Below are 25,063 nucleotides of genomic sequence, written 5' to 3'. Positions count from 1 at the left end.
ACAGTGACTAGCATGTCTGCTATATTGGCTTGAACGCGCTAGCGGGAAGCCGACATGAGACCACGGGAAAACATGCGCCTGTCGAAGGCCATACAACAAGCCGTCGTCATCGACGCCACCAAGGGCGCGGCCTTTGCATGGGCTTATCTTTCCTCGTTTGAAGTCCCCAGCGCCACCATTTTGCGGGTACTCTCCGGCGCCCGCAAACGGCGCGAAACCGACCCTTTGCCGGAACGTCGGGTGACTACTGAATGACCGCGCGTATCTTCTGGTAGCCGCTGCGGCTGACCGGCACCCTGCCGCCGTCCTTGAGGATGGCGACATAGCTGTCCTTGGTGGCCTGCTCGATGCGGTCCACGCAGGCGATGTTGACGATCCATGAGCGGTGGATGCGCAGGAACTGCTGCGCGTCCAGCTGCTCTTCCAGCTCCGCCATACGCTGGTTCTTCAGGTAGGACCTGCCCTCCGAGCGTATCTGCACGTAGTCGTCCTGCGCCTCGATAACCTCGATCTTGTCGCTGTTGATGACGTGGACCTTGGCGCCGTCGCGTATCAGCACACGGCCCAGCGGCTTGTTGCGGCCGGCCGCCTCGCGCACCATGCTGGCCAGCGCGGCATCTCCCTCGGCCTTGCCCACGCCTTGCTCCAGGTTCGCGCGCGCGTGCGCCAGCGCCTGGTCGAAGCGCTGCTGGCTGAAAGGCTTGAGCAGGTAGTCGAGCGCATGGAACTCGAAGGCCTTGATCGCGTACTGGTCGAAGGCGGTGGCGAAGATGTAGCGCGTTTTCCCGCCCGCCAGCTCGGCCACCTCGAAGCCGTCCAGCTTGGGCATCTGGATATCCAGGAACACCAGGTCCGGCGCCAGCTCGGTGATCGCCTTGACCGCCTCGAAGCCATTGGCGCATTCGGCCACCACCTCCACGTCCGGGTGCTCGGCCAAGTACTCGCGCACCACGCCGCGCGCCAGCATTTCATCGTCGACGATAATCACACGCATGCTCTACTCTCCCTCTTCGCCTGTGTGCGCGGGCATTGCGATGTCCACGCCAAAGCTGTTGTCGATACGTCCCCAGTGGATGCTGGCTTCGTGTTTGTAGGCGCCGGACAAACGCTGGCGCACATTGCTCAGGCCGATGCCGTGGCCTTCGCTGCGGATGGACGCCATGTCGGCGTCGACCGGATTGTCGACGCGGATGTGCAGCATCGAACCGGCGCGCCGCGCCGTCACCCGTATCGTGCCGCCGTCCGGCATATTGCAGATGCCGTGCTTGACGGCGTTCTCCACCAGCGGCTGGATGATCATCGGCGGCACCAGGCAGGCGGCGGCCTGGTCCTCGACCTGCTCCTCCACCTGCAGGCGCGCGCCGAAGCGTACCTGCTCGATCGCCAGGAAGTGGCGTATCAGCCGCATCTCCTCGCCCAGCGTGACTTTTTTATGCGCCTCCATACCCAGGCTCTGGCGGAAGAAGCTGGCCAGTTCCAGCGTCATGCGGCGCGCCGCCTTCGGGTCCTGCGAGGTCAGCGCGCTGATCGAATTGAGGCTGTTGAACAGGAAGTGCGGATCGATCTGCGTGCGCAGCATGCGCAACTCGGCCTCCTGCGCCATCAGCAGCGATTCCAGCTCGCGCTGCTCGGCGCCCTTGGCGCGCACGAATTCGATCACCAGGTAATGCACCGCCGCCGCGAAGCCGTACAGCAGGATGCCCAGGCCGACGATCAGCGCCGACAGCTGCGGGCTGAAGGCGATGCCGGCCCAAGAAACACCCAGCATCAGACAGGCGCCGTTCCAGGCGCGTCCCACCGCCAGCCACAGGAAGCCAGACACCACCGCCGCCACCGTCAGCACCAGCGCGGTGGCGGCTGGCCTGCTGCCGCCCAGCGGATAGGCGCGGCACAGGTAGTAGGACGAATAGCCCGCCGCGAATGCGTACAACAGGTTCAGCGGAATCGCGAACATCATGGCGTTGGCGGCCGGCGCGTCGTTCGCCAACGCGATCACGCCGCCCAGCGCGATCCCCAGGAACAGCCACACCAGCAGGTAGATGGTGATGCCGCGCCGGCTGGAGGCAATCTCCTGCATGCCTAGTTACGCACTTCCAGGCCGCCCATGATGGCGTAGCCGCGCACGATCAGGCGCTTGTTCGGCGCGGCGGGCGGCACGGTCTTTTCTTCGAAGCCGCCCATGATGGGCGTGCCCTGCAGGACCACGGTCCAGTCGATCGGCACCTTGATGGTGATCCCGCCAAACATCGAGAACACGTTCAGCACCGCCTCGCCATTGATCGAACTTTGTCTCAGGTCCAGGTCGCAGCCGCCCATCACCGTGGTGATCTCGCCGCCGCGGAAGTCCGGCGACGTGATGCGGCGCTTGAAGCCGCCCATGACGGCCGTGATGTTGACGACGGCGTCGTCGCTGGCCGTGTCCAGCATCTCGCCGCGCTGCTCGAACAGCCAGCGGCTGTTGGGGGAACGGAACACCACCGACAAGCCGGCGGCGATCAGCAGCAGCGGCCACAACGAGCGCCAGCTGATGGAAATGAAGCCGGTTTCCTTCAGCAGCATCATGCCGCCGACCAGGATCAGCGCGCCGCCGACGATGGCGCCGGACGACGAGCGGGTTTGCAGCACCTTCAGGATGCCGAAGAAAATCAGCGCGGTGGGCCACAGGTGCAGCGTGAATTCCAGGTCCAGCCAGCCGAGGTTATCGAGCAGGAAGATCATGCCCATGGCCACGACGAACAGGCCGACGACCATCTGCGAGGCCGGATTCCTTTGACGCTTCTCTCTCATTCTGTCTCTCATTTCGACTCCCTGTTCGCTGCGAAGATATTGTCCAGCAAAGGCCGCAACAGCATGCCGACGCCGGTGGCCACCACCAGCGCAGGCCAGGTTTCGCCAAAGCCCCAGCCCCAGATGTGGTTGAACGATACGTACCACCAGCCGGCGAAGAAGATCTCCCACAGGCCGCTCAGCAAATAGCGCGGCGTGGTCGGCGGGATGATCTTGGTGAGGCCGGAAATGACCAGCAGCCACGGCCACCAGCGCCAGAAGTTCATCGGGTTGAAATCGAGCTCGATGATGTCGGCGCGGTCCAGCAGCAGCAGGCAGCCGGCGACGATCAAGCCGGTGCCCCAGACGATTTGCTGGCGCCAGCGGTAGGCGGTGTAGATACTCATGTCAGTCCCCCAAGTCGGTATGGGATAACAATACCGGGGAACGGCTGGCGGGGAAACCGCTATTCGGCGAACAGCGGATAAGGGACGGTGAACGGCGAAAGCGAGTCAGGAGCGGCCGTTGCCGACCTTTTGCTCGAACATCAGCATGCCCCAGCCCAGCTGACGCCGGATCTCCTCCGGCGTGGGCGGCGGCTTGGTTTCATGCGAGCGCCGCTTCAGGTAGGCGCGCACCAGATATTTGGATGGATGAGTAGTCTGCGACATGATGGCCTCCTGATGGCGGCGACGCGTTGTTGGTGCCGATACTTGAGGCTATCGGCTCACCTGCTGCCCGATTGCTCAAGCACGCAGGGCCAGTGTAGCGCCGCACCGGAGGGCAATCTGTACGGCGCCGCACACTGAAAACCTCAGAGCTTTTGCTGCAGGAACTCCAGGAAGCAGCTGATGCGCTGGGCCAGCTGCGTGTTGCGATAGTAGACCGCGTGAATCTGCTGGCAGTAGCCGGTGTTGGCGTCGACCAGGATGGGCACCAGGCGGCCCGCTGCGATGTCGGCGCGGGTCATGAAGTCCGCCAGGCACACCACGCCCTGGCCGGTCAGCGCCAGCTGGCGCAGCGTCTCGCCGCTGGAGGCGGCGATCGACGGCGTGATCGGCAGGCTGTTGCCGGCCGCATGGCGCAGCGGCCAGTTGTTGCCCTGCTCGTACTGGGCGAAGCCGATCAGCGAATGGCGCGCCAGGTCCTGCGGCGTTTCCGGCGTGCCGTGGCGGCGCAGGTAGTCCGGGCTGGCCAGCACGTGCAGCGGGCTCGACGTGAGCGCGCGCGCATGCAAGGTCGAATCGGTCAGCGTGCCGATGCGGATGGCGATGTCGGTGCGGTGCTCGATCAGGTCGGTGATCTGGTCGTTGCTGCTCAATTCCAGCTTGATCTCCGGGTACAGCGCGCGGAACTCGGCCATGTGCGGTACCACGCAATGCAGCATGAAGGGCGACGCGGCGTCCACGCACAGGCGTCCGGCCGGCTTCTGGCGGCGGATGCGGATCGATTCCTCGGCTTCCTCCATGGCGCCGAGGATGGCGCGCGCGCGTTCGAGGAACAGGTGTCCCTCTTCGGTCAGCTCCATGCGGCGCGTGGTGCGCGTCAGCAGCGACGTCGCCAGCTTGTCCTCCAGCCGCGACAGCGCGCGGCTGACGCCGGACGTGGTCTGGCCGAGGTGGACCGAGGCGGCACTGAGGGTGCCGCTGTCGATCACGGTGATAAATGTTTTCAGGTCGTCGGAATTAATATCCACTGGTGCTCTACTCTCGAAATCCAACAGTTGTACAGATGCTTCACGCTACATACAGCAAGACCGCGCCGAAATGGCAAGCGCTGCCGCCCAGCACAAACAAGTGCCAGACGCCGTGACCGTAACGCCATTTATGGTCGGTGACAAAGAAGGCGATGCCCACCGTGTACACCACGCCACCGGCCGCCAGCCAGGCGAATCCGCTCCAGCCCAGCGCGGCGATCAGCGGGCTGGCGCCGATCACGCCCACCCACCCCATCGCCACGTAGATGAGCAGCGAGAGGACGCGCGCGCCCTTGGCAAACCAGATTTCCTGCATAATGCCGATCAGTGCCAGGCCCCAGACCACGCCGAATAGCGACCAGCCCCACGGTCCACGCAGGCTGACCAGCGTGAACGGCGTGTAGCTGCCGGCGATGAGCAGGTAGATGGCGCAGTAGTCCATCTGCCGCAGCACGTCTTTGGCGCGGCCGCGCAGGCTGTGGTACAGCGTCGACGTCAGGTACAAGCCCAGCAGTGTGGCGGCATAGATGCTGAAGCTCACCACTTTCCAGGCGTCGCCGCTGCGCGCCGCCAGCACAATCAGCAAGGTGCCGCCGATTGCCGCGAGCGCGGCGCCCACGGTGTGAGTGATGCTGTTGAAGCGCTCTCCGTAATACATATGTGTTTCCAATACAGTGAGGCAGCGGCGGGAAGCTGCGGCCCCAAGCATTGTATAGCGCATTTCATCACGGTGCCGCCGGTTTCCAGCGAAGACCCACACCACGCCACCTTGCAGACTGTCCGGCACGACCGTACAGAATTAGCAATTAGCAAAAACTTAATCGTAACATATAAAGAATTAATATAAAGCAATGTTACAAATTTTTAGACAACAGATTGACGGACGTGCGACATATGTCGCATAATCATCCCATCTGTCGCAAAGAGGCCAAGCCATGTCCACGTCCATTCCCATCCCGTCCGTCAGCGAGCTGACCCTGCTCAAAGCACTATGGAAACTGCAGCCGCTGAGCGCGCGCGAGCTGCACGACGCCGTCGCCGACGAACTGGGCTGGTCGTTCTCCTCCACCCGCAAAACGCTGGACCGCATGCTCGACAAGCAGATGCTGGCCCAGCACACGGCGCACGGCGTCAACGTCTACAGCGCGCGGCTGGAAAAAGTCGGCACGCTGGCCGCCTTCGCCCGCGACTTCGGCACCCGCGTGATGGAAATGGCGGCGCCGCTGCCGGTCACCATGTTCACCGGCAGCAAGCTGGTCGATCAGGCTGAACTGGCGCAGCTGGAGCAGATGCTGCAGGACTGGCCGTCCGACGAGGCCGGCAAGCCATGATGCTGGCCTATGTGTTGCTGTTCAAATGGATGCTGGCCAGCGTCAGCTGCCTGCTGGCCGGCGCACTGGTGTGGGCGCTGCTGGCGCTCGCGCTGCGCCGCTGGCCGGCCTTGCTGCCGCGGCGCGCGCTGTGGCTGGCGGCGCAAGCCGTGACGGCCGGCGCCGCGCTGCTGGCATTGCTGCCGCACAGCCCGCAACACAGCCTGGCGCCGACGGTGACGCTGAGCGCGGCCGAATCCTCGGCCATCCGCGCCGGGCTGCCGGCGCTGGCGGGAGATCGCAACTCCGCCGCCCGGTCGGGCGACATGATGTCCGGCGCCGACGCGGCGGAGCCCGATGCCGGCGCCGGCGATCACGACCTGCCTCCGCTCACCCTGCTCCTGCCCGCGCTGTGGACCTTGGTCTATGCAGCCGGCCTGGCGTGGATGCTGGCCCGCCGGCTGCGCGCGCGGCGCGTCTGGCGCGGCTTGCTGGCCGCCTCGCAGCGCCTGTCGCCGCAGGATTTGCTGGCGCACGGCGCGTTCGACAACGCCCAGTTGGCGGACATCGCCCGCCACCGCCTGGCCGTGATGGAAACCGACGCCGCCATTTCGCCGATGCTGGTCGGCGTGCGGCGCCCGGTGCTGCTGCTGCCGCGCCATCTGCGCGGCTTCAGCGCCGAGCAGCAGCACATGGTCATCGCCCACGAGCTGCATCACTGGCGCGCGCGCGATCCGCTGTGCCTGGGCGTGGCGGCCCTGCTGCAGACGGTCTTCTGGTTCAATCCGGCGCTGCGCTGGATGAACGACAAGATGGAATGGGCGCTGGAGCTGATCTGCGACCAGCGCGTGCTGGCGGGCCGCCCGCAACAGCAGCGCAAACAATACGCCGCCGCCCTGCTGCTGCAATGGAAAGCGCAAACGGCCGCCATGCCGACCGGCGGCGTGGCGTTCGGCGGCGTCGATGGCGCCACCGCCGCCGCGCGTATCCGCCAGATGCAGCAGGCGGCGCTGCCGGTGCTCAGCGGCGCGGTCGCCTGGAGCGTCGCGGCCTTGATGGTCGCCGTGCTGGCCTGCGGCGCCATGCTGCAACCGCCGCTGGCCTTCAACACCGGCCAGCAAGCGCACGGCGCGCCCTCGCCCGCCGATCCGCCGCCAGTAGCAACGCCCACCGAAGCCGCCTGGCGCTACCCGCTCGACAAAATGCGCGTCACCGGCCTGTTCGGCGTGCGCCGCGCCGTGCTGGTAACGCCGCACAAAGGCATCGATATCGCGGCGCCAAGCGGCACGCCGGTGCATGCGGTGGCCGGCGGCGTGGTTGTCAGCGCCGGCGTGTTGATCGAAAACGCCGGCCGCTATGGGAAAACGGTGATCCTGCAGCACGGCGCCGAGCGCACCCTGTACGCCCACCTGACCAGCATAAACGTCAAAGCCGGCGCCACGGTGGAAGCCGGGCAGCAGATCGGCACCGTCGGCGAGACCGGCTTCGCCACCGGCCCGCACCTGCACTTCGAAGTCCGGCAGGGCGAGGAATTCATCAACCCGGCCACCAAGCTGGCCAACCTGGACGCCTACACCACCAAACGCGCCCTGCGCCTGCGCCAACAGCAGCAAGGCTACTAACCCAACGCCGCCGATGTCCACCAGGCCGCAGCCCCCACGCTGCGGCCTGGGGAACTGTCGCCCGCGTTTTTGAAGACAAGGAAAAATATGCAGCTACACCATATCGCCGGCGGCCTGCTGCTGGTTGCCGCCAGCGCCCACGCCGCCGACAGCGAGCCGCAGCAAGTGAAGGTCAGCGGCCAGCGCGCCGACCAGCGCCAGCGCGAAACCACCACCAGCATCACCGTCAACCACGAGGACATCGTGCGCCAGGGCGACCAGACGCTGGCCGACGTGCTGAAACGCCTGCCCGGCATCAGCATCACCGGCGTGCCCGGACGGGGCGGCACGATCAGCATGCGCGGCCTGGGCAACGGCTACACGCAGATCATGCTGAACGGCGAGCCTGTGGCGGCAGGCTTTTCGCTCGATACCATCGAACCCGAGATGATCGAACGAATCGACATCATGCGCAGCGCCACGGCGGAATTCAGCAACCAGGCGGTGGCCGGGTCGATCAACATCATCCTCAAGAAAGCCATCCGACGCGGCCAGCGCACGGTGAGCGCCAGCCTGGCGCGGCACGCAGGCGTCGATACGCCGGCGCTGTCGGCCACGCTGTCGGACCAGGACGGCGGCTACTCCTACAGCCTGGCCGCGACGCTGACGCGCAACCGCAGCGCGGCGACGTTCAACGACCTGGAAGAACTGAGCAATGCGGGCGGTACCCTCATCGAACAACGGCGCACGGCCAAGGAGGAATCCGGCCGCTCCGACGCCCTCACCGTCACGCCGCGCCTGAACTGGACCTTCGCCGGCGGCGACACGCTGACCTGGCTGGGCTTCGCCAATCTGCGGCGCGTCGACAAGATGCATAGCGAGGACGAGACCGCGCTCGTTGGTCCGCACAGCGAGTATCCGCGCAGCCTGCAGCATTTCGCGGCCAACTTCAGCATGCTGCGCAGCGACCTGAATTGGACGCATCTGCTGGAGGGCGGCGCCAAGCTGGAAACCAAACTGGGATTGAGCGACAACCGCCGCAATGGCACCTTCGACTTCAACGGCATGGACGCCGACGGCAAACCCGCCGGCCGCCATCACGTCGACTCGGGACCGTCGGAGACCAGCGTGACGGCCAGCGGCACCTACCGCCATCCGGTCGGCGAACGCCATGCGATTGCACTGGGCTGGGATGCCAGCCACGCCGTGCGCAACGAAGACCGCAGCGAAACCCTGTTCGACGCCAGCGGCGCACAGACCGGCAGCAACAACGCCGACTACCGCGCCATCGTCAATCGCCTGGCCTTGTTCGCGCAGGACGAATGGCAGGTCACCGAGCGCTATTCGCTGTACCTGGGCCTGCGCCACGAAAGTCTGTCCACCTCCAGTCGCGCCAATGCCGCCAATGCGCCCGACGCGCTGGACTTGCGCTCGCAGGTGTGGAGCCCCTCGCTGCAATCGCGCTACCAGTTGCCGAACAAGGACGTGCTGCGGCTTGCGCTGAGCCGCACCTACAAGGCGCCGCCACTGGCCCAGCTGGTGCCGCGCCGCTACACCAACGACAACAACAATAACCAGACCAATCCCGATGAACAGGGCAATCCCAATCTGCGGCCGGAGCTGGCCTGGGGCCTGGACGCGGCTTACGAACACTATCTCGGCGCGGGCGCGCTGCTCAGCGCCAGCACCTATATGCGGCGCATCCGCGACGTGACCTTGACCCGTTTGTTCCAGCAGGACGGCGAGTGGGTCGAAGCGCCCTTCAACAGCGGCAACGCCAGCGTGCGCGGCATCGAGCTGGAAGCCAAGCTGCCGCTGTCGCCCAGGCTGGACCTGCGCGCCAACCTGACGCGCAACTGGTCGCGGCTGGATAGCGTGCCGGGGCCGAACAACCGTCTCGAAAACCAGGTGCCGTTCACGGCAAACCTGGGCGCCGACTATCGCCTGCCCGACGCGGCTTGGACGTTCGGAGGAAACCTGAACTACCAGGCCGGCGGCCCGGTGCGGCAATCGGCGCTGGTGCAAATGAACACCAGCCCGAAACGCGAGCTGGATCTGTACGGGCTGTGGAAGATGGATGCAAAGACGCAGCTGCGCTTCTCGGCCAGCAACCTGCTGCGCCAGCAGTCCAGCGAATCGCACGAATATGTCAATGAGGACGGGCGCCGCTACCGCATCTCGCAAACGCCGACCAGCGCCACGCTGCGCATCCTGCTGGAACACCAACTTTGAACGGAACCATCCAACCAATGAGAAACAAGCATATCGACACCCTGCGCGGCGTCGCCATCATGTGCGTGCTGGTGCTGCACTTTACGCTGGCTTTTGGATTGAAGAATAGCCCGCTGGGCGACATCCTGCCCACCTGGCTGCTGCGCGCGGCGCTGCAGGGGAACTTCGGCGTGACGATGTTCTTCACCGTATCGGGCTACCTGATTACGTCGACATCGCTGCGGCGCTGGGGCAGTCTGGCGCAGATCGATATCCGTACATTCTATTTATACCGTTTCGCGCGCATCATGCCTTGCCTGCTGCTGGCGTTGGCGATCATCGTGGTGCTGGGCAGTTTCGATGTGCCGTTCTTCTCCAACTCGGACGGCGATGTGGACCGGCCGGCCAGCTACTTCTTCATCGCCGCCGGTTCGGTGCTGACGTTCTGGCACAACCAGCTGATGCAAACCGCGGGCTACTTCAACTACTGTCTCAATGTGTACTGGTCGTTGTCGGTCGAGGAGATGTTCTACCTGCTGCTGCCCCTGTCATGTCTGCTGTTGCGCCGCGACTGGCTGATCGTGCTGCTGTGCTGCGCGGCCATCGTCGCCGGGCCGATTTACCGCAGCGAGCATACCGACAACGAGATCTTTTTCATGTACGGCTACCTGGCCTGCTTCGACGCCATCGCCATCGGCTGCCTGACGGCGCTGCTGGCGCAACGTGAAGTGCCGAACGCGCGCCAGGGACGGGGGCTGCGCATCGCGGGCGGCATCGCGCTGGCGGCGCTGTACCTGCGGGGCATCGACGGCCACCAGATCTTCGGCTTCACGCTGGTTGCGCTGGCGAGCGGGGTTTTCCTGCTGGGCAGTTCGGCAAAGGTGACGGCGGCTGAACGCGCGCCGCGCCGCTCGGTGCTGCGCTGGTTCGGCCAGCATAGCTACGAGATCTATCTGTTCCACGTCATCGTCCTGGCGGGCATGCGCAACGTGGTTGACAAGGCGCACCTGAGCTACGGTGCCAGGCTGCCATGGCTGCTGCTGTTCCTGTGCCTGACGGCGCTGGCCGCCGCCCTCGTCGCCCGCTACGTCTCCGAGCCGGCCAACGCAGCGCTGCGCAGCCGATCACCTAGTGAACGTTACGCGCGATGAAATAGACTGCGGCCGTCAGCGCGGGGCAAACCACGGTCATCCAAGAAATCAGCTTCCAGGTCTGCGCCTCGATGGCTTTATGGAATTCCACTCTGGCGCGCGCTGCCGTCAATCGGTGTTCGCGCGCGATTTGGCCTGGATCATCTGTGGTATGGTTCGGTTTATGACGCAAGCACAAATTCAATCTTGGCAACAATCGTATAAACCGTATAAACGCTGCATGGTGCTGGGCGGGGGCGGTTTCCGTTTTGGCATCTACATCGGCATGTACGCCGCGTTGCGGCAGGCGGGGCGCGCTCCCGATGTGCTGCTGGCCAGCTGCGGCGGCGCGATCGCCGCCACCATCATCCACAACCTGCCCGAGCCGCAAGCGCAGCGCGACTGGCTGTCGTCGCCGGAGATGTACCAGTTCTGGTGCAGCCTGAAATCGACCCAGCGCGCGGACCTGATGGGCAGCTTGATGCGCGCCGCCAAGCGCAAACTGTCGACCGCCCGCGCGCCCGTGATCCCCGACCTGTTTGGCGATTATCTGTTCGAGATTCCGTCGCACCTGCCCTTCCCTCCCGCCACAGGCACGCCGGAGGTGGATGTGGCCATCATCGGCGGCAAGCTGCTGTTCAACGAATCGCAGGTCGGCCAGCCGCGCGCGGGACGCAAGCTGTTTGCGCAAACGGTGTTCTGCGGCGAACAGGCCGCGGCGCTGCTGCACAACATGAAATCGCCGCTGAGCGACACCCGCTGGGGCCAGCACGCGGTCGCGCACGACCTGCTGGTCGACGGCAGCGTGCCGCTGACCGACGCCGCCCGCATCTCCATCGCCGACATGATCTACTTCCGCTGCCAGCAGCATCGCGGCCAGGAATACATCGGCGGCGTGCTGGATCTGTTCCCGGTGGAGATCGCGCGCCGGCTGGGCGCGGAGGTGGTCATGGAGTTCAAGGAAGCCTTCGACCAGGTGTTTGCGATTCCCGCCTGGCGCTCGGTGCTGGGCATCGACGGCAATGCGCGTCTGCGCTACGCCAACACCCACCTGGCCGACATGCGCATCGACACCTCGGACGTGTCGCTGGTGCTGGCCAAGCAGCAGTTGCAGCAAAAGTTGGACTGGCGCCGCAACCGCATCGAGCTGGCGATGCCGCCGACCTACGACACCTTCGTCCAGCACATGAACGACCAGTGGCAATACGGCTACGACCGCGCACTGGAGGCGCTGTCGCACGCGCCGGGCAAACACCCGGCGATCCGCCGCGCCACCCGCAACAGCAAGCCGCTGCGCAGCGTGTGATCAGTCGGAGGCCAGCACCTGGTGCAGCGACTGCACCGCCGCCGAGCCTTCGCCCACCGCCGCCGCCACCCGCTTGACCGAGCCGCTGCGCACGTCGCCGACCGCGAAGATGCGCGGCCGGCTGGTTTCCAGGAAGTGCGGGCCGCGCTCCAGCGGCCACGCCGTCGCCGGCACCTGCGGCCCGGTCAGCACGAAATGCTTGTCGTCCAGCGCCACGCAATCGCCCAGCCAGGCGGTGTTCGGCTCGGCGCCGAGGAACAGGAACAAATGGCGCGCCGGCGCGGTCTTCACTTCGCCGCCGGCCGTTTGCCAGCAGATGTGTTCCAGCGTGTCTTCACCCTGCAGTTCGACGATCTGCTTGCGCGTGTGCAGCGTGATGTTGGGCGCGGCCTCGATGCGCTGGATCAGGTAGCGCGACATGCTGGCGGCCAGGCCGTCGGCGCGCACCACGATGTGCACGTGCTTGGCGTGCGCGGCCAGGAACACCGCCGCCTGTCCGGCCGAATTGCCGCCGCCGACAATCACCACTTCCTCGTTGGCGCAGAAGGTGGCCTCCATGAACGAGGCGCTATAGTAGACGCCCCGGCCTTCAAAGCGCTCCAGTCCCGGCAAGTCCGGCTTGCGGTAGCGCGCGCCGGTGGCGACGACGATGGATCGCGCCCGCAGCCGTTCGCCGCTGTCGATGGCGATCTCGAAATCCTGGCCCTCGCAATCGACTGAGCTGACGCACGCCGGCACCGCCACTTCGGCGCCGAACTTGCGCGCCTGCGACAGCCCGCGCCCTGCCAGCGCCTGGCCGGAAACGCCGGTCGGAAAGCCGAAATAGTTTTCGATCTTGGAGCTGGAGCCGGCCTGCCCGCCGGGCGCCTTGGCATCGAGCACCGCCACGCTCAGCCCTTCCGACGCCGCGTACACGGCCGCCGCCAGTCCGGCCGGGCCGGCGCCGACCACCACCAGGTCGAAGGTGCGGCCGTCGATGTTGTCGGAACTGAGGCCGATGCCGTCGGCCACCTGGCGCAGGGTCGGCTGGCGCAGCACTGCGCCGGACGGCGTGACAACGGCCGGGATGTCGGCTTCGGTGACGCCGAAGCGTTCCATCAGCGCCGCCGTTTCGGTGTGCAGTTCGACGTCGAAGTAGGCGGTGGGCTGGCCGTTGCGGGTCAGGAAGTGGCGCAGCACCAGCGTCGGCTGCGAGTGGCGGGCGCCAAACACCACCACGCCGCCGGCCTGGTCCTGCATGTAGGCCACGCGCCGCAGGATGTAGGCGCGCATGATGGTTTCGCTCAGCGCCGCTTCCGAGATCACCAGCGTGCGCAAGGATTCCTCGCTGATGACGATCATCTCGCTGTCGGCGGTGGCGCGGCCGGTGGCGACGGCCGCGCGGCCGGCCAGCGTGCCCATCTCGCCGGTGAACATGCCGGGGCCGTGGGTGCTGAGGATGGCCGTGCCGAGCGCCGAGGCGCGCTCGATCTCCAGCGCGCCGGTGATGATGACGTACATCGAAATGTGACGGTCGCCCTGCTTGAACAGGATGTCGCCGGCCTGGAAGTGTTGGCGCTCGCCGTAGCGGCTGAGCAGTTCGAATTCCGCCGCGCTCAGCGTCGGCAGGATCTGGTGCAGGCGGTTGGCGATATCGGTCGATACCGCGATCGGGAGTTCGCCCTTGCCTCCCGCGCTACTTGGTTCCATGCCCATGCGTGTCCTCAGTCAGTATCCGGCCATGATAGCGCCAATTGCGCAAGGCGGCAGACCGGCTAGCGGCACAGCTGGTTCCAGTTTTGCTCGAACTCGGCCGGCGACACGTCCTGCGCCAGCAAGGTCAGGTCGCGCGCCACCGAGATGTAGCGCTGGTAGCCGATGTAGGCGCCGAAGGCGTCCTTGGCGTTGAATTCGCCGCAGGTGGCGCCCCCCTTGCCGACCACCTGGTTGCGGAACATCGCCGTCGACGGTTCGCGCACTTTTTCCTTCACATACTTCTCGCCCAAACTGGTCAGCGTCGCGGCTTCTTCCTGCCGCTTTTCCGCCGCGCTCTTGCCGCAGGCGGCCAACACGGCCATCAGCGCCAGCACCGCGACCCTGCGCGTGGTGTTAGCAAAAATCATAATATTTTCTCTTTTGTAATTATCTTACAGCAATTATCTATCTCAGCATCATCTCACACCCCCCATAACGCGGCAACGGTACGCATTGTTGACAGCCGGGCTATTTGTTACTATCCCAAGCTTAACGACTAGATCAGGAGATCGCATGACGCACCCTATCCCCGCACGGTTCCTCAAAGCAATGTTGGCTTGCGCGATGTTGCTCAGCGCCTATGCCGGGGCAGCTGAAAAAGCCGCCGCGCCGCTGGCGCATGTGACCATCCTGGCCACCGGCGGCACCATCGCCGGCAGCGGCGCCACCAGCACCACCACGGTCGGCTACACCGCCGCCACGGTCGGTGTCGAGCGCCTGATCCAGGCCGTGCCGGAACTGGCCAAGGTGGCGCAGGTCAAGGGGGAGCAAGTGTTCCAGATCGCCAGCGAAAACATGAGCAACGAGCATTGGCTGACCCTGGCCAAGCGCGTCAACGTGCTGCTGGCCCAGCCGGACGTCGACGGCATCGTCATCACCCACGGCACCGACACCCTGGAAGAGACCGCCTATTTCCTGGACCTGGTCGTCAAGAGCAAGAAGCCGGTGGTGCTGGTCGGCGCCATGCGTCCGGGCACCGCGCTGTCGGCTGACGGCCCGATCAACCTGTACAACGCCGTGCTGCTGGCCGCCAGCCAGGAAGCCGTCGGCAAGGGCGTGCTGGTCGCGATGAACGACCAGATCCACGGCGCCCGCGACGTCACCAAGACCAACACCTCGACCCCGGACAGCTTCAAGACGCCGGAACTGGGCATGCTGGGCTACTTCCAGGGCAACAAGCCTTACTTCTACCATGCGTCGACCCGCAAACACACGGTCGACACCGAGTTTGACATCAGCAAGCTGGACGCGCTGCCGCAAGTGGACATCGTCTACGGCTACGCCAACGTCAGCCCGGTGGCGCTGAACGCAGTGGTGGCGGCTGGCGCCAAGGGCATCATCCACGCCGGCGTCGGCGACGGCAGTCTGGCGTCGAAGGTCTTGCCTTCGCTGACCGCGGCCCGCAAGCAAGGCGTGCTGATCGTGCGCTCGGCCCGTGTCGGCCAGGGCATCGTGGCGCGCAACGGCGAAGCCAACGACGATGAGCTGGACTTCGTGGTGTCCGATACGCTGAACCCGCAAAAGGCCCGCATCCTGCTGATGCTGGCCCTGACCAAAACCAGCGACAGCAAGGAAATCCAGCGCATGTTCTACACCTACTGATCGGCTTTGGGATAGCCTGGCCGCCGCATGCGGAACAGGCTGTCCCGTGTGATCTCGAAATAATCGGCCGGGCCGCCGCCACGCAGTATGGTCTGCGAGCCCGCCGTGTCGTACACGCCATCGCGCAGCGAACTGCGCGCGATGTGCACCCCCACCACTTCCCCCATGATCAGCCAGCCGTCGGTCGGCGCGCCGGACGCGTCTTGCAGGCGGATGATCTGCGTACATTTGCATTCGAAGGCCACCGGACTTTCCGCCACGCGCGGCACGCCGACCATGGTCGACGCGGCCGGCGTCAGGCCGGCCAGCGCGAACTCGTCCACTTCCGGCGGCGCCGGCGCGCAACTGGCGTTCATCGCCTCGGCCAGCGGCCGCGTGGCCAGGTTCCACACAAACTCGCCGGTCTGCTCGATGTTGCGCAGCGTGTCCTTGCGGCCCTGGCTGGAAAAGCCGATCAGCGGCGGTGTGTAATTAAAAGCGTTGAAGAAACTGTAGGGCGCCAGGTTCAGCGCCCCATCGGCGCCGCGCGAGGAGATCCAGCCGATCGGGCGTGGTCCGACGATGGCGTTGAAGGGATCGTGCGGCAGGCCGTGGCCCAGCGCGGGTTGGTAGAAATAACGGTCTTCCATGGTGGCTCCAAAAGACGCTGGCGCGCCGGTGGAACATTTTCGCACACGGCCGCCGCCCCTGCCCAAGCACCCGGTATGATAGCCCTATGCGATTGATTACCTTATTTTTCACCAGCCTGCTGCTGGCAGCCCCGGCCCGCGCAGAGGAGTTGGTCTACGTGGTCTCCATGGGCAGCGCGATGCCGATGACGGACTTCCGCGACGGCGTCCTGGTGGGAGGTCTGCTCAAGCAGTTCGGCGATGCGCTGGCGCGCGAGCTGCACCGCACGCCGCGCTACCTGGCCGTGCCGCGCAAGCGGGTGGAGACGCCGCTGGCCGGCGGCCAGGCCGACATCCTGTGCGACCTGCGGCCGGAATGGCTAGACCGCAAGGACTGGCTGTGGTCGGAGGCGATTTTCACCAACAACGAGATCATCACCACGCGCATCGATACGGCGGCCGTGCGCCGCGTGAGCGAGTTGCGGCGGCAGCGCATCGGCACCATACTCGGCTACCGCTATGCCCACCTGGAACAGCCGCTGGGCGAAGAATTCCTGCGCGACGACGCCGCCAGCGACGACCTCAACCTGTCCAAGCTGTTGCGCAAGCGCTTTGTCTACATGCTGACCAATTCCTTGTATTTCGATTATCAGCGCAAGGTGCACCCTGAACGGGCCCTGCTCAATCCAGTGGCGTTCAAGGTGACGTCCTTCGACACCTACTGCGCCCTGCCGCAGCGAGGCAAGCTGAACCTGCCGGCGCTGGACAAGGCGATCCAGGCCTTGAAACGACGCGGAAAAATCCAGGCCATGCTCGATCGCTTCCGCCCCGACTGACGCAACAATTTATACAAATTATTGCTTGCATTCCAATCGTGCGCGCCTCAAGCTAAGTGATACCCTTAGCCTGAAACATTTATGCCCCTGGAATTACAATTCGTCCCACTCAAGTCAGCGATCCGAGCCAAAGTGCTGCATGCCTACCGCCAGGACGCCAACTGGCCGTCGAGCCCTGAATTGCCGCATGACCCGCGCGGCAAGGTCGTTTGGGTCAGCGTGGAAACGAGCGGCAAGCAAATCGCCATCGCCCGGCTGGAGCTGGCGCCGCCTGAATTCTGCGCCGTCAGCGAGGTCATCGTCCTCAGCAAATACCGCTCGCAAGGGGTGGGCCGCTGGTTCATGCATCGCATCGAACAATATTGCAACGGCTTCGGCATACGCCGCCTGGTCTTGCAGGCTGCCAACGGCACCGAGAAATTCTACGAATCCTTGTCCTTTCACAACGATCCCTACCTGCCGACGTTGCTCAAAAAAGACATTAGTCCGCTGCTGCCAAAGATGTTCATGGCGCGCTGATCAACGCTTCAGGCGGGCCCCGCAGCCGGCGCGCGTGCGGCCAACAGCCAGCCCAACACCGGTCCCAGCAACAATGCACGCGGCGTCTTCATACGCCGCATTGTAGGCCGTTTGGACGGCGCGCCACGCCCGATAGATCATACTAATCAAGCGCTTGCTTGCTATAAAAATTGCAGCAATAATGGTCCTCCAACATAACAGACGGGGACAACGGCGATGAACGAAGCGGACGTGCAGCAGATCAGGACGGCGTTCGACGCGCAGCAGGCCACCGCGCTGCGCTGGCGCGAATCGAGCGCGGCCGAGCGTATCGCCCGCGTCAAGCGTTTGCGCGACGCCTTGATGGCGCAGCGCGAGGCGTTCTACGAAGCGTTCCAGCGCGACTACCGCAAGTCCCCGGCCGAAGTCGAAGCCTCCGAATTGCTGCCGGTGATGGAGGAAATCCGCCAGGTGCTGGGCGCCCTCAAGCGCTGGATGAAGCCGCGCCGCCACTGGCCCACCACCACCATGCTGGGCACTTACGCCGCGGTGCAATACCAGCCGCGCGGGCGGGTGCTGATCATCGCGCCGTGGAACTATCCGCTCAGTTTGTGTTTCGGTCCGCTGGTGTCGGCGCTGGCCGCCGGCAACACGGCGATCATCAAGCCGTCCGAGATGACGCCCGCCGTGTCCGCACTGATGGCGCGCATCATCGCCGACGTGTTCAAGACCGACGAGGTGGCGCTGTTCGAAGGCAGCCAGCCGACCTCGCACGCCCTGCTCCAGCTGCCCTTCGATCATATTTTCTTCACCGGTTCGCCGTCTGTGGGCAAGCTGGTGATGACCGCCGCCGCCCAGCACTTGGCCAGCGTGACGCTGGAACTGGGCGGCAAGTCCCCGACCATCGTCGATGACACCGCCAACGTGAAGCTGGCGGCGGAAACGCTGATGTGGGGCAAATTCCTCAACAACGGCCAGACCTGCGTGGCGCCCGATCATGTGTATGTGCACGCCAGCGTCAAGGCCGAGTTCGTCGCCGCTTGCCGCCAGGTGCTGCAACAGCGCTACGGCGCCGACGCGGCGGCGCAAAAGCGCAGCCCCGACCTGACCCGCGTGGTCAACCAGCGCCATACGCAGCGGCTGGCCGGACTGCTGGCGGACGCGGTGCGGCGCGGCGCCGTGGTGCACACCGGCGGCGAGGTCGACGAGGCGCAATGCTATATCGCGCCGACGCTGATCGAACAGATTCCGGCCGGCGCGGCCATCCTGTCGGAGGAAATCTTCGGCCCGCTGCTGCCGATCATCGAATACCGCGAACTCGACCAGGTGATCGCCGCCATCAACGCCGCGCCCAAGCCGCTGGCCTTGTATGTGTGGAGCACGCGCCAGGCCAACATCGACCAGATGCTGAAGCAAACCAGCTCGGGCGGAGCCTGCGTCAATCACTGCGTCGCGCATTTCGCGCACGGCAACCTGCCTTTTGGCGGCGTCAACAATTCCGGCATGGGCAGCGCCCACGGTGAATACGGATTCAAGACGTTTTCGCACGAACGCGCGGTGCTGCGCGCATCGCCGCTGATGCTCATCAAGCTGTTCTTCCCACCCTACACGCAAGGCCGCTTGCGCCTGATAAGGCTGGTGGTCGACTCGTTGAAGCTGCCGATGCTGTGAAGGCGGGGTTGTTAACAAATTCTGTGGATAAGCCTGTTAACAAGCATCAAGCGCGGTAGCCAAGTGGCTGTTTAGAAAGGGAAAACCTTCGCTGCGCAAATTTGTCGCAGTAAAAGTTATCCACTGGCACTACACTGAGCGGGTTTGACTTCTCATTCACAAGGAAATCATGAAACCCCGTCTCACTGCCCTTGCCCTCGCCCTCATATTGGGCGGGCTTTCCTGCCACGCCGGCGCCGCCGATGCCGCCGCCGCCGCCGCCAAATACAGCCTGCGCGAACACTACACCAAGTACGAATTCCGCATCCCGATGCGCGACGGCGTGCGCCTGTTCACCGCCGTCTACGTGCCCAAGGATGCCGGCAAGCGCTATCCCTTCCTGGTCCAGCGCACACCGTACAGCGCGGGCGTGCCGTCGGGCGGCGAGTTGCACTACGGCGTGGATTTCTACCCCGAACACATCGGCCCCTCGCAGGACTTCGAGGACAGCGGCTACATCTTCGTCAAGCAGGATGTGCGCGGCCGCTACATGTCCGAAGGCAAGTGGATCGAGATGACGCCGCACGTCAATCCCAACCGCGCCAAAGGCCAGGGCAATGAAAGCGAGGACATGCACGACACCGTCGAGTGGCTGCTGAAGAACGTCGCCAACAACAACGGCAAGGTCGGCATCCTGGGCACGTCCTACCCCGGCTTCTACACGTCGGCCAGCATCATCGATTCGCATCCGGCGATCAAGGCGGCGTCGCCGCAGGCGCCGGTGACCGACCTGTACATGAACGACGATTCCTATCACGGCGGCGCCTTCATGCTTGCGGGCAATTTCGATTTCTACTCGGCCTTCGTGGAAGCGGAAAACCCGACGCCGTTGCCGAAGACCTGGGACCATTTCGACTATGGCACCGCCGACGGCTACGAATTCTTCCTGTCGCACCTGACGCTGTCCAATATCACCGCCACCATGATGCCGAAACAGCGCGCCCTGTTGCTGCCCACCATCGAACACTCGACCTACGACGAATTCTGGAAAACCCGCAACATCGGGCCGCACCTGAAGAACATCAAGGCCGCCGTGCTGACCGTGGGCGGCTGGTACGACGCCGAAGACCTGCAGGGCCCGCTGAGCACCTACAGCAGCATCAAACGCAACAATCCCGGCATCTACAACGGCCTGGTGATGGGGCCGTGGTCGCACGGCGCCTGGGGCCGCGCCGACGGCAAGAGCCTGGGCTATGTCAAGTTTGACGCCAAGACCGGCGAACAGTTCCGCAGCAACATCCTCTACCCTTTCTTCGAACAGCACCTGAAAGGCGCGGCCAACAAGAATGTGTCGGAAGTGTATGCCTTCGAGACCGGCAGCAATGTGTGGCGCAACTACGCCGCCTGGCCGCCAAAGCAAGCCCAGCCGCACACGCTGTTCCTCGGGCCGAACGGCACGCTGGCCTGGAAACAGCCCGCCGCCGGCGAGGCCTACGACGAATATGTGGCCGATCCGCGCAAGCCGGTGCCGTTCACGGCCTATCCTGCGCAGGGGGCGCCCAAGGAATACATGGTCGGCGACCAGCGCTTCGCCTCGTCGCGGCCGGACGTCCTGACCTATCGCAGTGAGGTGCTGGAAGAGGACGTCACGCTGGCCGGCCCGGTCAAGCCCAAGCTGTACGTTTCCACCACCGGCACCGACGCCGACTGGGTGGTCAAATTGATCGACGTCTATCCGGCCGCCTACCCGGGCGCGGGCGAGGACGACGAGCGCGGCCCGGACGTGCCGAAGCCGACGTTGACGATGGCAGGTTATCAACAACTGGTACGCGGCGACCCGCTGCGCGGCAAGTTCCGCAACAGCTTCGAGAAGCCGGAACCTTTCACGCCGGGCAAGGTGGAAGCGGTCAACTATGCGATGAGCGACATCAACCACACCTTCCGGCGCGGCCACCGCATCATGGTGCAGATCCAGAGTTCATGGTTCCCGCTGGTGGACTTGAATCCGCAGACCTTCGTGGATATTCCAAAGGCCAAGCCGGAGGACTTCCACAAAGCGACGCAACGCGTATATCACGCGCCGGCCATATATTCCGGTGTCGAAGTGCAGGTATTGGGAAAGTAAAACTCAACGGTCGGCCGGTTGTTAACAAATTCTGTGGATAAGCTTGTTAACAAGCCCGGCCGCCGCAGGCTAAGTGGTTGTTTCAGATAAGAAAAACGACGCTGCGCAAAATTGTCGCAGCGTCGGGTTATCCACTACGGCGGCGTTCCAGCAGTTCAAATATCCTCACCCGATCGATTTTAAGGGCAAGGTTGTTTTACGGCGGCCGGCATAAGAAAATGCCAGGAAACCCTCAGCGATTACCCGGCCCATCACGAATATCAGCGATAGATCCCAGTTCCCGTCAAATCCCGAGCAAACAATAAACCGCACAGAAAAGAGATAATCATAATATGTGCAGTATTAAATGAACGCTGACCAGGGCGTGAAATTCAGGCTATCGACGATCATGCGCAGCTCCCACGGCTACGTGCCAGAAGGCGGCGCGAACAAGCCAATTGTTGGCATAATTTCACTCTCCCAACAGGGCAAGTGACTCCAACCATGCGGCTTTCCAGGGACGCAGGTCCGGCTGGGTGGCGAACGCCTTCTTCAGATGCGACATCGGCACCCGATAGACATCGTTCAATCCCAGCGCCAACGTGACCGGATTCCACAAATGGATGTTCTTCCCAGCGCGGGAATTCTTTCTCACCCGGGCGCCGTCATCGCCGAATATACCGATACCGCTGAGCAGCGATTTCTCCAGGTCCAGCTTGGCCATGCCTCCGAACACGCGCAGCACTTCGTCTTTGGTGATTCCTTTCAGAATCTCCTTCGGCGGCGGTGCGACGACCTCCTCTTTCGGATTTAATATGTTCTCCAATAGAGCGGCGACATCCCTTTGAAAGAAACGCAAAGCGTCCAAAGGCATGGTAATACCCGGTGGTTTGAGCTTAAAGGAAATCCGGTCCGAATCCCGTGTCATGCGGATTAATACATCGCCGCTGCCGGCGATGAGCCGCTGCGTATCTTCAACAAAGAATATCGGCGCCGGATAGCGGGTAATTCCCTCAGCAAACAGGCCGGCATGTTCTTCCGAATAATCCAGCCATACATGAGGTGTTAATCCCGCTTCCAGCAAGCGCGCCAGATTCCACGGCGTGCCGGTCTGCTCACTTAACCATGAACAAGTCTCGTCGGTCGTTGCATTATTAGGAAGTGTGCCGGTGGTCATTTTCTTCTCTCAGAATTTTCGGATGCCGCAGTGTACCAATAATACGCGCGGCTTAACGCCGCACCTATCCACGCGCAAAACTTGCTTCGCATGTATATTGGGAATAGCAGCGCTGCGGGAGATAATGGGATGACACGGGAGGATGCGGCCATGACGGCCTGGAGGGGTCTGAATGGTCCGCCCGGAGGGAATCGAACCCCCATGATCGCTTTAGAAGAGCGAGGTCCTATCCGTTGAACGACAGGCGGTTTTCATGTAGTCAGTATTCTAACCACTAGCGGCACATATGAAAAACGGGCTGTCTTTCGACAACCCGTTTTAAAAGTTCTTGGTCGGAGTACAAGGATTCGAACCTTGGACCCCCTGGTCCCAAACCAGGTGCGCTACCGGGCTGCGCCACACTCCGAAGACAGTATTCTAACGCTTGGCTCTCGCTACGTCAATGACAGGCCAAGGAATTATTACACTGCTGAAATTTTACGCAGCCAGCTGGGCTTCGACCTTGTCCGCAATCCGGCGCGCCATCGACTGCGCATCGCTGGCGTTACGTGCTTCGACCATCACGCGTATCAAAGGTTCCGTGCCGGAGGCGCGGATCAGCACGCGGCCGCTGTCGCCCAGCTCGCGCTCGACCATTTCCTTCTCTGCAACCATGGCCGCGTTCTTGGTCCAGTCGAAACCTGGCGAGACGCGCACATTGACCAGCGTCTGCGGGAAGATCACCAGCTCGCCGGCGCACTGCTCCAGCGACTTGCCGGCGCGCTTCAGCGCCGACAGCACTTGCAGCGCCGAGATGATGCCGTCGCCGGTGGTGTGTTTGTCCAGGCACAACAGGTGACCGGAGCCCTCGCCGCCCAGCAGCCAACCCTTGTCCTTCATCACTTCCAGCACATAGCGGTCGCCGACCTTGGCGCGCGCAAAGCCGATGCCCTTCTCCTTCAACGCCACCTCGACCGCCATATTGGTCATCAAGGTGCCGACCGCGCCGGCCACCGGGCCGGTCGCCAGGCGATCCATGACCATCAGGTACAACAGCTCGTCGCCGTTGTACAGGCGGCCGTTGGCGTCGCACATGATCAGGCGATCGGCGTCGCCGTCCAGCGCGATACCGAGGTCGGCGCCGTGGGCGCGCACGGCGGCTGCCATGGCTTCCGGCGCGGTGGCGCCATGATCCAGGTTGATGTTGAAGCCATCCGGCTTGTTGCCGATGGCGATCACTTCAGCGCCCAGTTCGTGGAACACGTGCGGGGCGATGTTGTAGGCGGCGCCGTGGGCGCAATCGACCACCAGCTTCAGGCCGCGCAGGTCCAGCTCGTTCGGGAAGGTGCTCTTGCAGAATTCGATGTAGCGGCCGTGGGCGTCGTCCAGGCGCTTGGCGCGGCCCAGTTTTTCCGACGCCACGCAGTCCATCGGCACGTCCAGCGCGGCCTCGATCTCCAGTTCGACCGAATCAGGCAGCTTGGTGCCCTGGTCGGAGAAGAATTTGATGCCGTTGTCCTGGAACGGGTTGTGCGATGCCGAAATCACCACGCCGGCCGACAGGCGCAACGCGCGCGTCAGGTAGGCGATGGCCGGGGTTGGCATCGGGCCGGCCAGCATGACGTCGACGCCGGCGGCCGAGAAGCCCGCCTCCAGCGCCGCTTCCAGCATGTAGCCGGAAATGCGGGTGTCCTTACCGATCAGGACGGTCGGGCGCACCGAGCCGCTGCGGGTCTTGGCCAGTACCTTGCCGGCCGCATAGCCGAGGCGCATGACGAAGTCCGGCGTGATCGGCGATACGCCCACCAGGCCACGGATGCCATCAGTTCCAAAATATTTACGTGACATTGTGTATTCTCTTTATCGTTGTAGGTTAGTTCCTGCCTGCCATACTTTTAGCGCATCCACCGTTTCCGCCACATCGTGCACGCGCACGATCAGCGCGCCCTGCGCCACCGCCGCCAAGGCGCCGCCGACGCTGCCGGCCATGCGTTGCTCGACCGGCTTGCCGGTCACCGCGCCCACCATCGATTTACGCGACAGGCCGGCCAGCAGCGGCACGCCCAGTTCGGCGATCAGCTGTCCGGTGGCTTTCAACAAGGCGTAATTATGCTCCACAGTCTTGCCAAATCCAAAACCTGGATCGATGCAGAGTCGACGCGGATCAATGCCGGCCGCCGTCAGCGCCTCGATGCGCTCGCGCAGGAAGGCGGTGACTTCGGCCACCACATCGCTGTAGCTGGGCGCCAGCTGCATGTGCTGGGGGTCGCTTTGCATGTGCATGATACACAGGCCGCAGTCGCTGTCGCGCACCGCAGCGATGGCGCCGGGCGCGCGGAAGCCGTTGATATCGTTGATCATGTCGACCCCGGCGATGATGGCTTCGCGCATCACCTCTGGCTTGTAGGTATCGACCGAGATGGCCGGACCCTGGTCGCGCAGCGCATACAGCACCGGCATCACGCGTTGCAGCTCCTGCGCCAACGGCAGCGGCGGCGCGCCGGGGCGGCTGGACTCGCCGCCGACGTCGATGATGTCGACACCGTCCAAGATCATCTGCTCGGCATGGGAGATGGCGAACTCCAGCGACTGATGCTGGCCGCCGTCGGAGAACGAATCGGGGGTGACGTTGAGGATGCCCATCACGCGGGCGCGGACGCGATCGCCCCGCCACGGATAGTTGAAACGGCCGAACTGTAATGTAGATCGCATGGAGAACCGGAAGAAAAATCGAGTAGGGGGTGAAGTTGCCCTCACCGCCCTCTCACACCACCGTACATGCGGTTCCGCATACGGCGGTTCATTAAACAAACTGGAAACGCCGCTGAGTGTCCAGCAGCGAAACCAACCCTAAT

At 64.0% G+C, this 25,063-nt stretch carries 24 protein-coding genes and 2 tRNA genes; 11 read left to right on the top strand and 15 right to left on the bottom strand.

Annotated features, from left to right (window positions below; all coding sequences use genetic code 11):
- Window positions 1-72 precede the first annotated feature (72 nt).
- A complete protein-coding gene (locus KVP70_RS31295; protein WP_217946286.1) occupies window positions 73-255 on the top strand; it encodes a hypothetical protein in 183 nt (60 codons plus the stop codon).
- Here the strand turns inward: KVP70_RS31295 and KVP70_RS31290 are convergent.
- The 7 genes from KVP70_RS31290 to trhA form a co-directional block, all read right to left on the bottom strand.
- Window positions 245-994 (bottom strand): LytR/AlgR family response regulator transcription factor, encoded by a 750-nt coding sequence (locus tag KVP70_RS31290; RefSeq protein ID WP_217946285.1) that lies wholly within the window; start codon window positions 992-994, stop codon window positions 245-247. The two genes, KVP70_RS31295 and KVP70_RS31290, sit on opposite strands and share 11 nt — an antisense overlap.
- Before the next feature lie 3 nt (window positions 995-997).
- A complete protein-coding gene (locus KVP70_RS31285) occupies window positions 998-2,077 on the bottom strand; it encodes a sensor histidine kinase (protein ID WP_217946284.1) in 1,080 nt (359 codons plus the stop codon).
- A 2-nt stretch (window positions 2,078-2,079) separates the two neighbouring features.
- Window positions 2,080-2,787 carry a LiaF transmembrane domain-containing protein gene (locus KVP70_RS31280; protein WP_217946283.1) on the bottom strand — a complete coding sequence of 236 codons (708 nt, stop codon included), beginning with the start codon at window positions 2,785-2,787 and terminating at the stop codon, window positions 2,080-2,082.
- An 8-nt stretch (window positions 2,788-2,795) separates the two neighbouring features.
- On the bottom strand, window positions 2,796-3,173 hold the full coding sequence (locus KVP70_RS31275) for a LiaF transmembrane domain-containing protein (protein WP_217946282.1): 378 nt from the start codon (window positions 3,171-3,173) through the stop codon (window positions 2,796-2,798).
- A gap of 105 nt (window positions 3,174-3,278) precedes the next feature.
- Window positions 3,279-3,437 carry a hypothetical protein gene (locus KVP70_RS31270; protein WP_217946281.1) on the bottom strand — a complete coding sequence of 53 codons (159 nt, stop codon included), beginning with the start codon at window positions 3,435-3,437 and terminating at the stop codon, window positions 3,279-3,281.
- Window positions 3,438-3,580: 143 nt separating this feature from the next.
- Window positions 3,581-4,462, bottom strand: coding sequence for a LysR substrate-binding domain-containing protein (locus KVP70_RS31265; RefSeq protein ID WP_217946280.1), 882 nt, complete (start codon window positions 4,460-4,462; stop codon window positions 3,581-3,583).
- A gap of 40 nt (window positions 4,463-4,502) precedes the next feature.
- Window positions 4,503-5,120, bottom strand: a complete 618-nt coding sequence (trhA, locus tag KVP70_RS31260; RefSeq protein WP_217946279.1) for a PAQR family membrane homeostasis protein TrhA — start codon at window positions 5,118-5,120, stop codon at window positions 4,503-4,505.
- A gap of 277 nt (window positions 5,121-5,397) precedes the next feature.
- Here trhA and KVP70_RS31255 point away from each other — a divergent pair, with 277 nt between their 5' ends.
- From KVP70_RS31255 to KVP70_RS31235, 5 genes are all read left to right on the top strand, one after another.
- A complete protein-coding gene (locus KVP70_RS31255) occupies window positions 5,398-5,793 on the top strand; it encodes a BlaI/MecI/CopY family transcriptional regulator (protein WP_217946278.1) in 396 nt (131 codons plus the stop codon).
- Window positions 5,790-7,394: a M23/M56 family metallopeptidase gene (locus tag KVP70_RS31250; protein ID WP_217946277.1), complete on the top strand. Its 1,605-nt coding sequence runs from the start codon at window positions 5,790-5,792 to the stop codon at window positions 7,392-7,394. Before KVP70_RS31255 ends, KVP70_RS31250 begins: the two co-directional genes overlap by 4 nt.
- A gap of 87 nt (window positions 7,395-7,481) precedes the next feature.
- Window positions 7,482-9,605, top strand: coding sequence for a TonB-dependent receptor plug domain-containing protein (locus KVP70_RS31245; RefSeq protein WP_217946276.1), 2,124 nt, complete (start codon window positions 7,482-7,484; stop codon window positions 9,603-9,605).
- Between the two features lie 17 nt (window positions 9,606-9,622).
- On the top strand, window positions 9,623-10,735 hold the full coding sequence (locus KVP70_RS31240; RefSeq protein ID WP_217946275.1) for an acyltransferase family protein: 1,113 nt from the start codon (window positions 9,623-9,625) through the stop codon (window positions 10,733-10,735).
- A gap of 163 nt (window positions 10,736-10,898) precedes the next feature.
- Window positions 10,899-12,020, top strand: a complete 1,122-nt coding sequence (locus KVP70_RS31235) for a patatin-like phospholipase family protein (RefSeq protein WP_229225217.1) — start codon at window positions 10,899-10,901, stop codon at window positions 12,018-12,020.
- Here the strand turns inward: KVP70_RS31235 and KVP70_RS31230 are convergent, their stop codons facing one another.
- Window positions 12,021-13,715 carry an FAD-dependent oxidoreductase gene (locus KVP70_RS31230; protein ID WP_217946274.1) on the bottom strand — a complete coding sequence of 565 codons (1,695 nt, stop codon included), beginning with the start codon at window positions 13,713-13,715 and terminating at the stop codon, window positions 12,021-12,023. It abuts the gene before it with no gap.
- 59 nt (window positions 13,716-13,774) lie between these two features.
- A complete protein-coding gene (locus tag KVP70_RS31225; protein ID WP_217946273.1) occupies window positions 13,775-14,122 on the bottom strand; it encodes a hypothetical protein in 348 nt (115 codons plus the stop codon).
- 145 nt (window positions 14,123-14,267) lie between these two features.
- Between KVP70_RS31225 and KVP70_RS31220 the strand changes: the two genes are divergently transcribed.
- Window positions 14,268-15,356 carry a type II asparaginase gene (locus KVP70_RS31220; protein ID WP_217946272.1) on the top strand — a complete coding sequence of 363 codons (1,089 nt, stop codon included), beginning with the start codon at window positions 14,268-14,270 and terminating at the stop codon, window positions 15,354-15,356.
- On the opposite strand, the gene KVP70_RS31215 is transcribed toward KVP70_RS31220, so the two are convergent.
- The gene (locus KVP70_RS31215; RefSeq protein WP_217946271.1) at window positions 15,350-15,985 is read right to left on the bottom strand and encodes a flavin reductase family protein; all 636 of its coding nucleotides are present in this window, start codon (window positions 15,983-15,985) and stop codon (window positions 15,350-15,352) included. The genes KVP70_RS31220 and KVP70_RS31215 overlap by 7 nt on opposite strands.
- A gap of 86 nt (window positions 15,986-16,071) precedes the next feature.
- On the opposite strand from KVP70_RS31215, the gene KVP70_RS31210 reads away from it, so the two are divergent.
- The 4 genes from KVP70_RS31210 (at window position 16,072) to KVP70_RS31195 (ending at window position 21,073) form a co-directional block, all read left to right on the top strand.
- Window positions 16,072-16,800, top strand: coding sequence for a substrate-binding periplasmic protein (locus KVP70_RS31210; RefSeq protein ID WP_217946270.1), 729 nt, complete (start codon window positions 16,072-16,074; stop codon window positions 16,798-16,800).
- Window positions 16,801-16,932: 132 nt separating this feature from the next.
- Entirely contained in the window at window positions 16,933-17,319 is a 387-nt protein-coding gene (locus tag KVP70_RS31205) for a GNAT family N-acetyltransferase (protein WP_262311816.1), read from the top strand.
- Window positions 17,320-17,535: 216 nt separating this feature from the next.
- Window positions 17,536-18,969, top strand: coding sequence for an aldehyde dehydrogenase family protein (locus KVP70_RS31200; RefSeq protein WP_217946268.1), 1,434 nt, complete (start codon window positions 17,536-17,538; stop codon window positions 18,967-18,969).
- Between the two features lie 169 nt (window positions 18,970-19,138).
- Window positions 19,139-21,073: a CocE/NonD family hydrolase gene (locus KVP70_RS31195; RefSeq protein ID WP_217946267.1), complete on the top strand. Its 1,935-nt coding sequence runs from the start codon at window positions 19,139-19,141 to the stop codon at window positions 21,071-21,073.
- Window positions 21,074-21,524: 451 nt separating this feature from the next.
- Here the strand turns inward: KVP70_RS31195 and KVP70_RS31190 are convergent, their stop codons facing one another.
- The 5 genes from KVP70_RS31190 to folP form a co-directional block, all read right to left on the bottom strand.
- Window positions 21,525-22,229 (bottom strand): hypothetical protein, encoded by a 705-nt coding sequence (locus KVP70_RS31190; protein WP_217946266.1) that lies wholly within the window; start codon window positions 22,227-22,229, stop codon window positions 21,525-21,527.
- Window positions 22,230-22,402: 173 nt separating this feature from the next.
- Window positions 22,403-22,477 (bottom strand) — tRNA-Arg (locus KVP70_RS31185).
- Window positions 22,478-22,558: 81 nt separating this feature from the next.
- Window positions 22,559-22,635, bottom strand: a tRNA-Pro gene (locus KVP70_RS31180).
- 71 nt (window positions 22,636-22,706) lie between these two features.
- On the bottom strand, window positions 22,707-24,056 hold the full coding sequence (glmM, locus tag KVP70_RS31175) for a phosphoglucosamine mutase (protein WP_217946265.1): 1,350 nt from the start codon (window positions 24,054-24,056) through the stop codon (window positions 22,707-22,709).
- A gap of 12 nt (window positions 24,057-24,068) precedes the next feature.
- Window positions 24,069-24,920, bottom strand: coding sequence for a dihydropteroate synthase (gene folP / locus KVP70_RS31170; RefSeq protein ID WP_217946264.1), 852 nt, complete (start codon window positions 24,918-24,920; stop codon window positions 24,069-24,071).
- Between the last annotated feature and the right edge of the window lie 143 nt (window positions 24,921-25,063).

This window comes from Duganella violaceipulchra (genome assembly GCF_019166075.1).
GTDB lineage: Bacteria > Pseudomonadota > Gammaproteobacteria > Burkholderiales > Burkholderiaceae_D > Rugamonas > Rugamonas violaceipulchra.
Note: the sequence above shows the minus strand (reverse complement) of the source record. Positions and strands in the feature narration are given on the sequence as shown.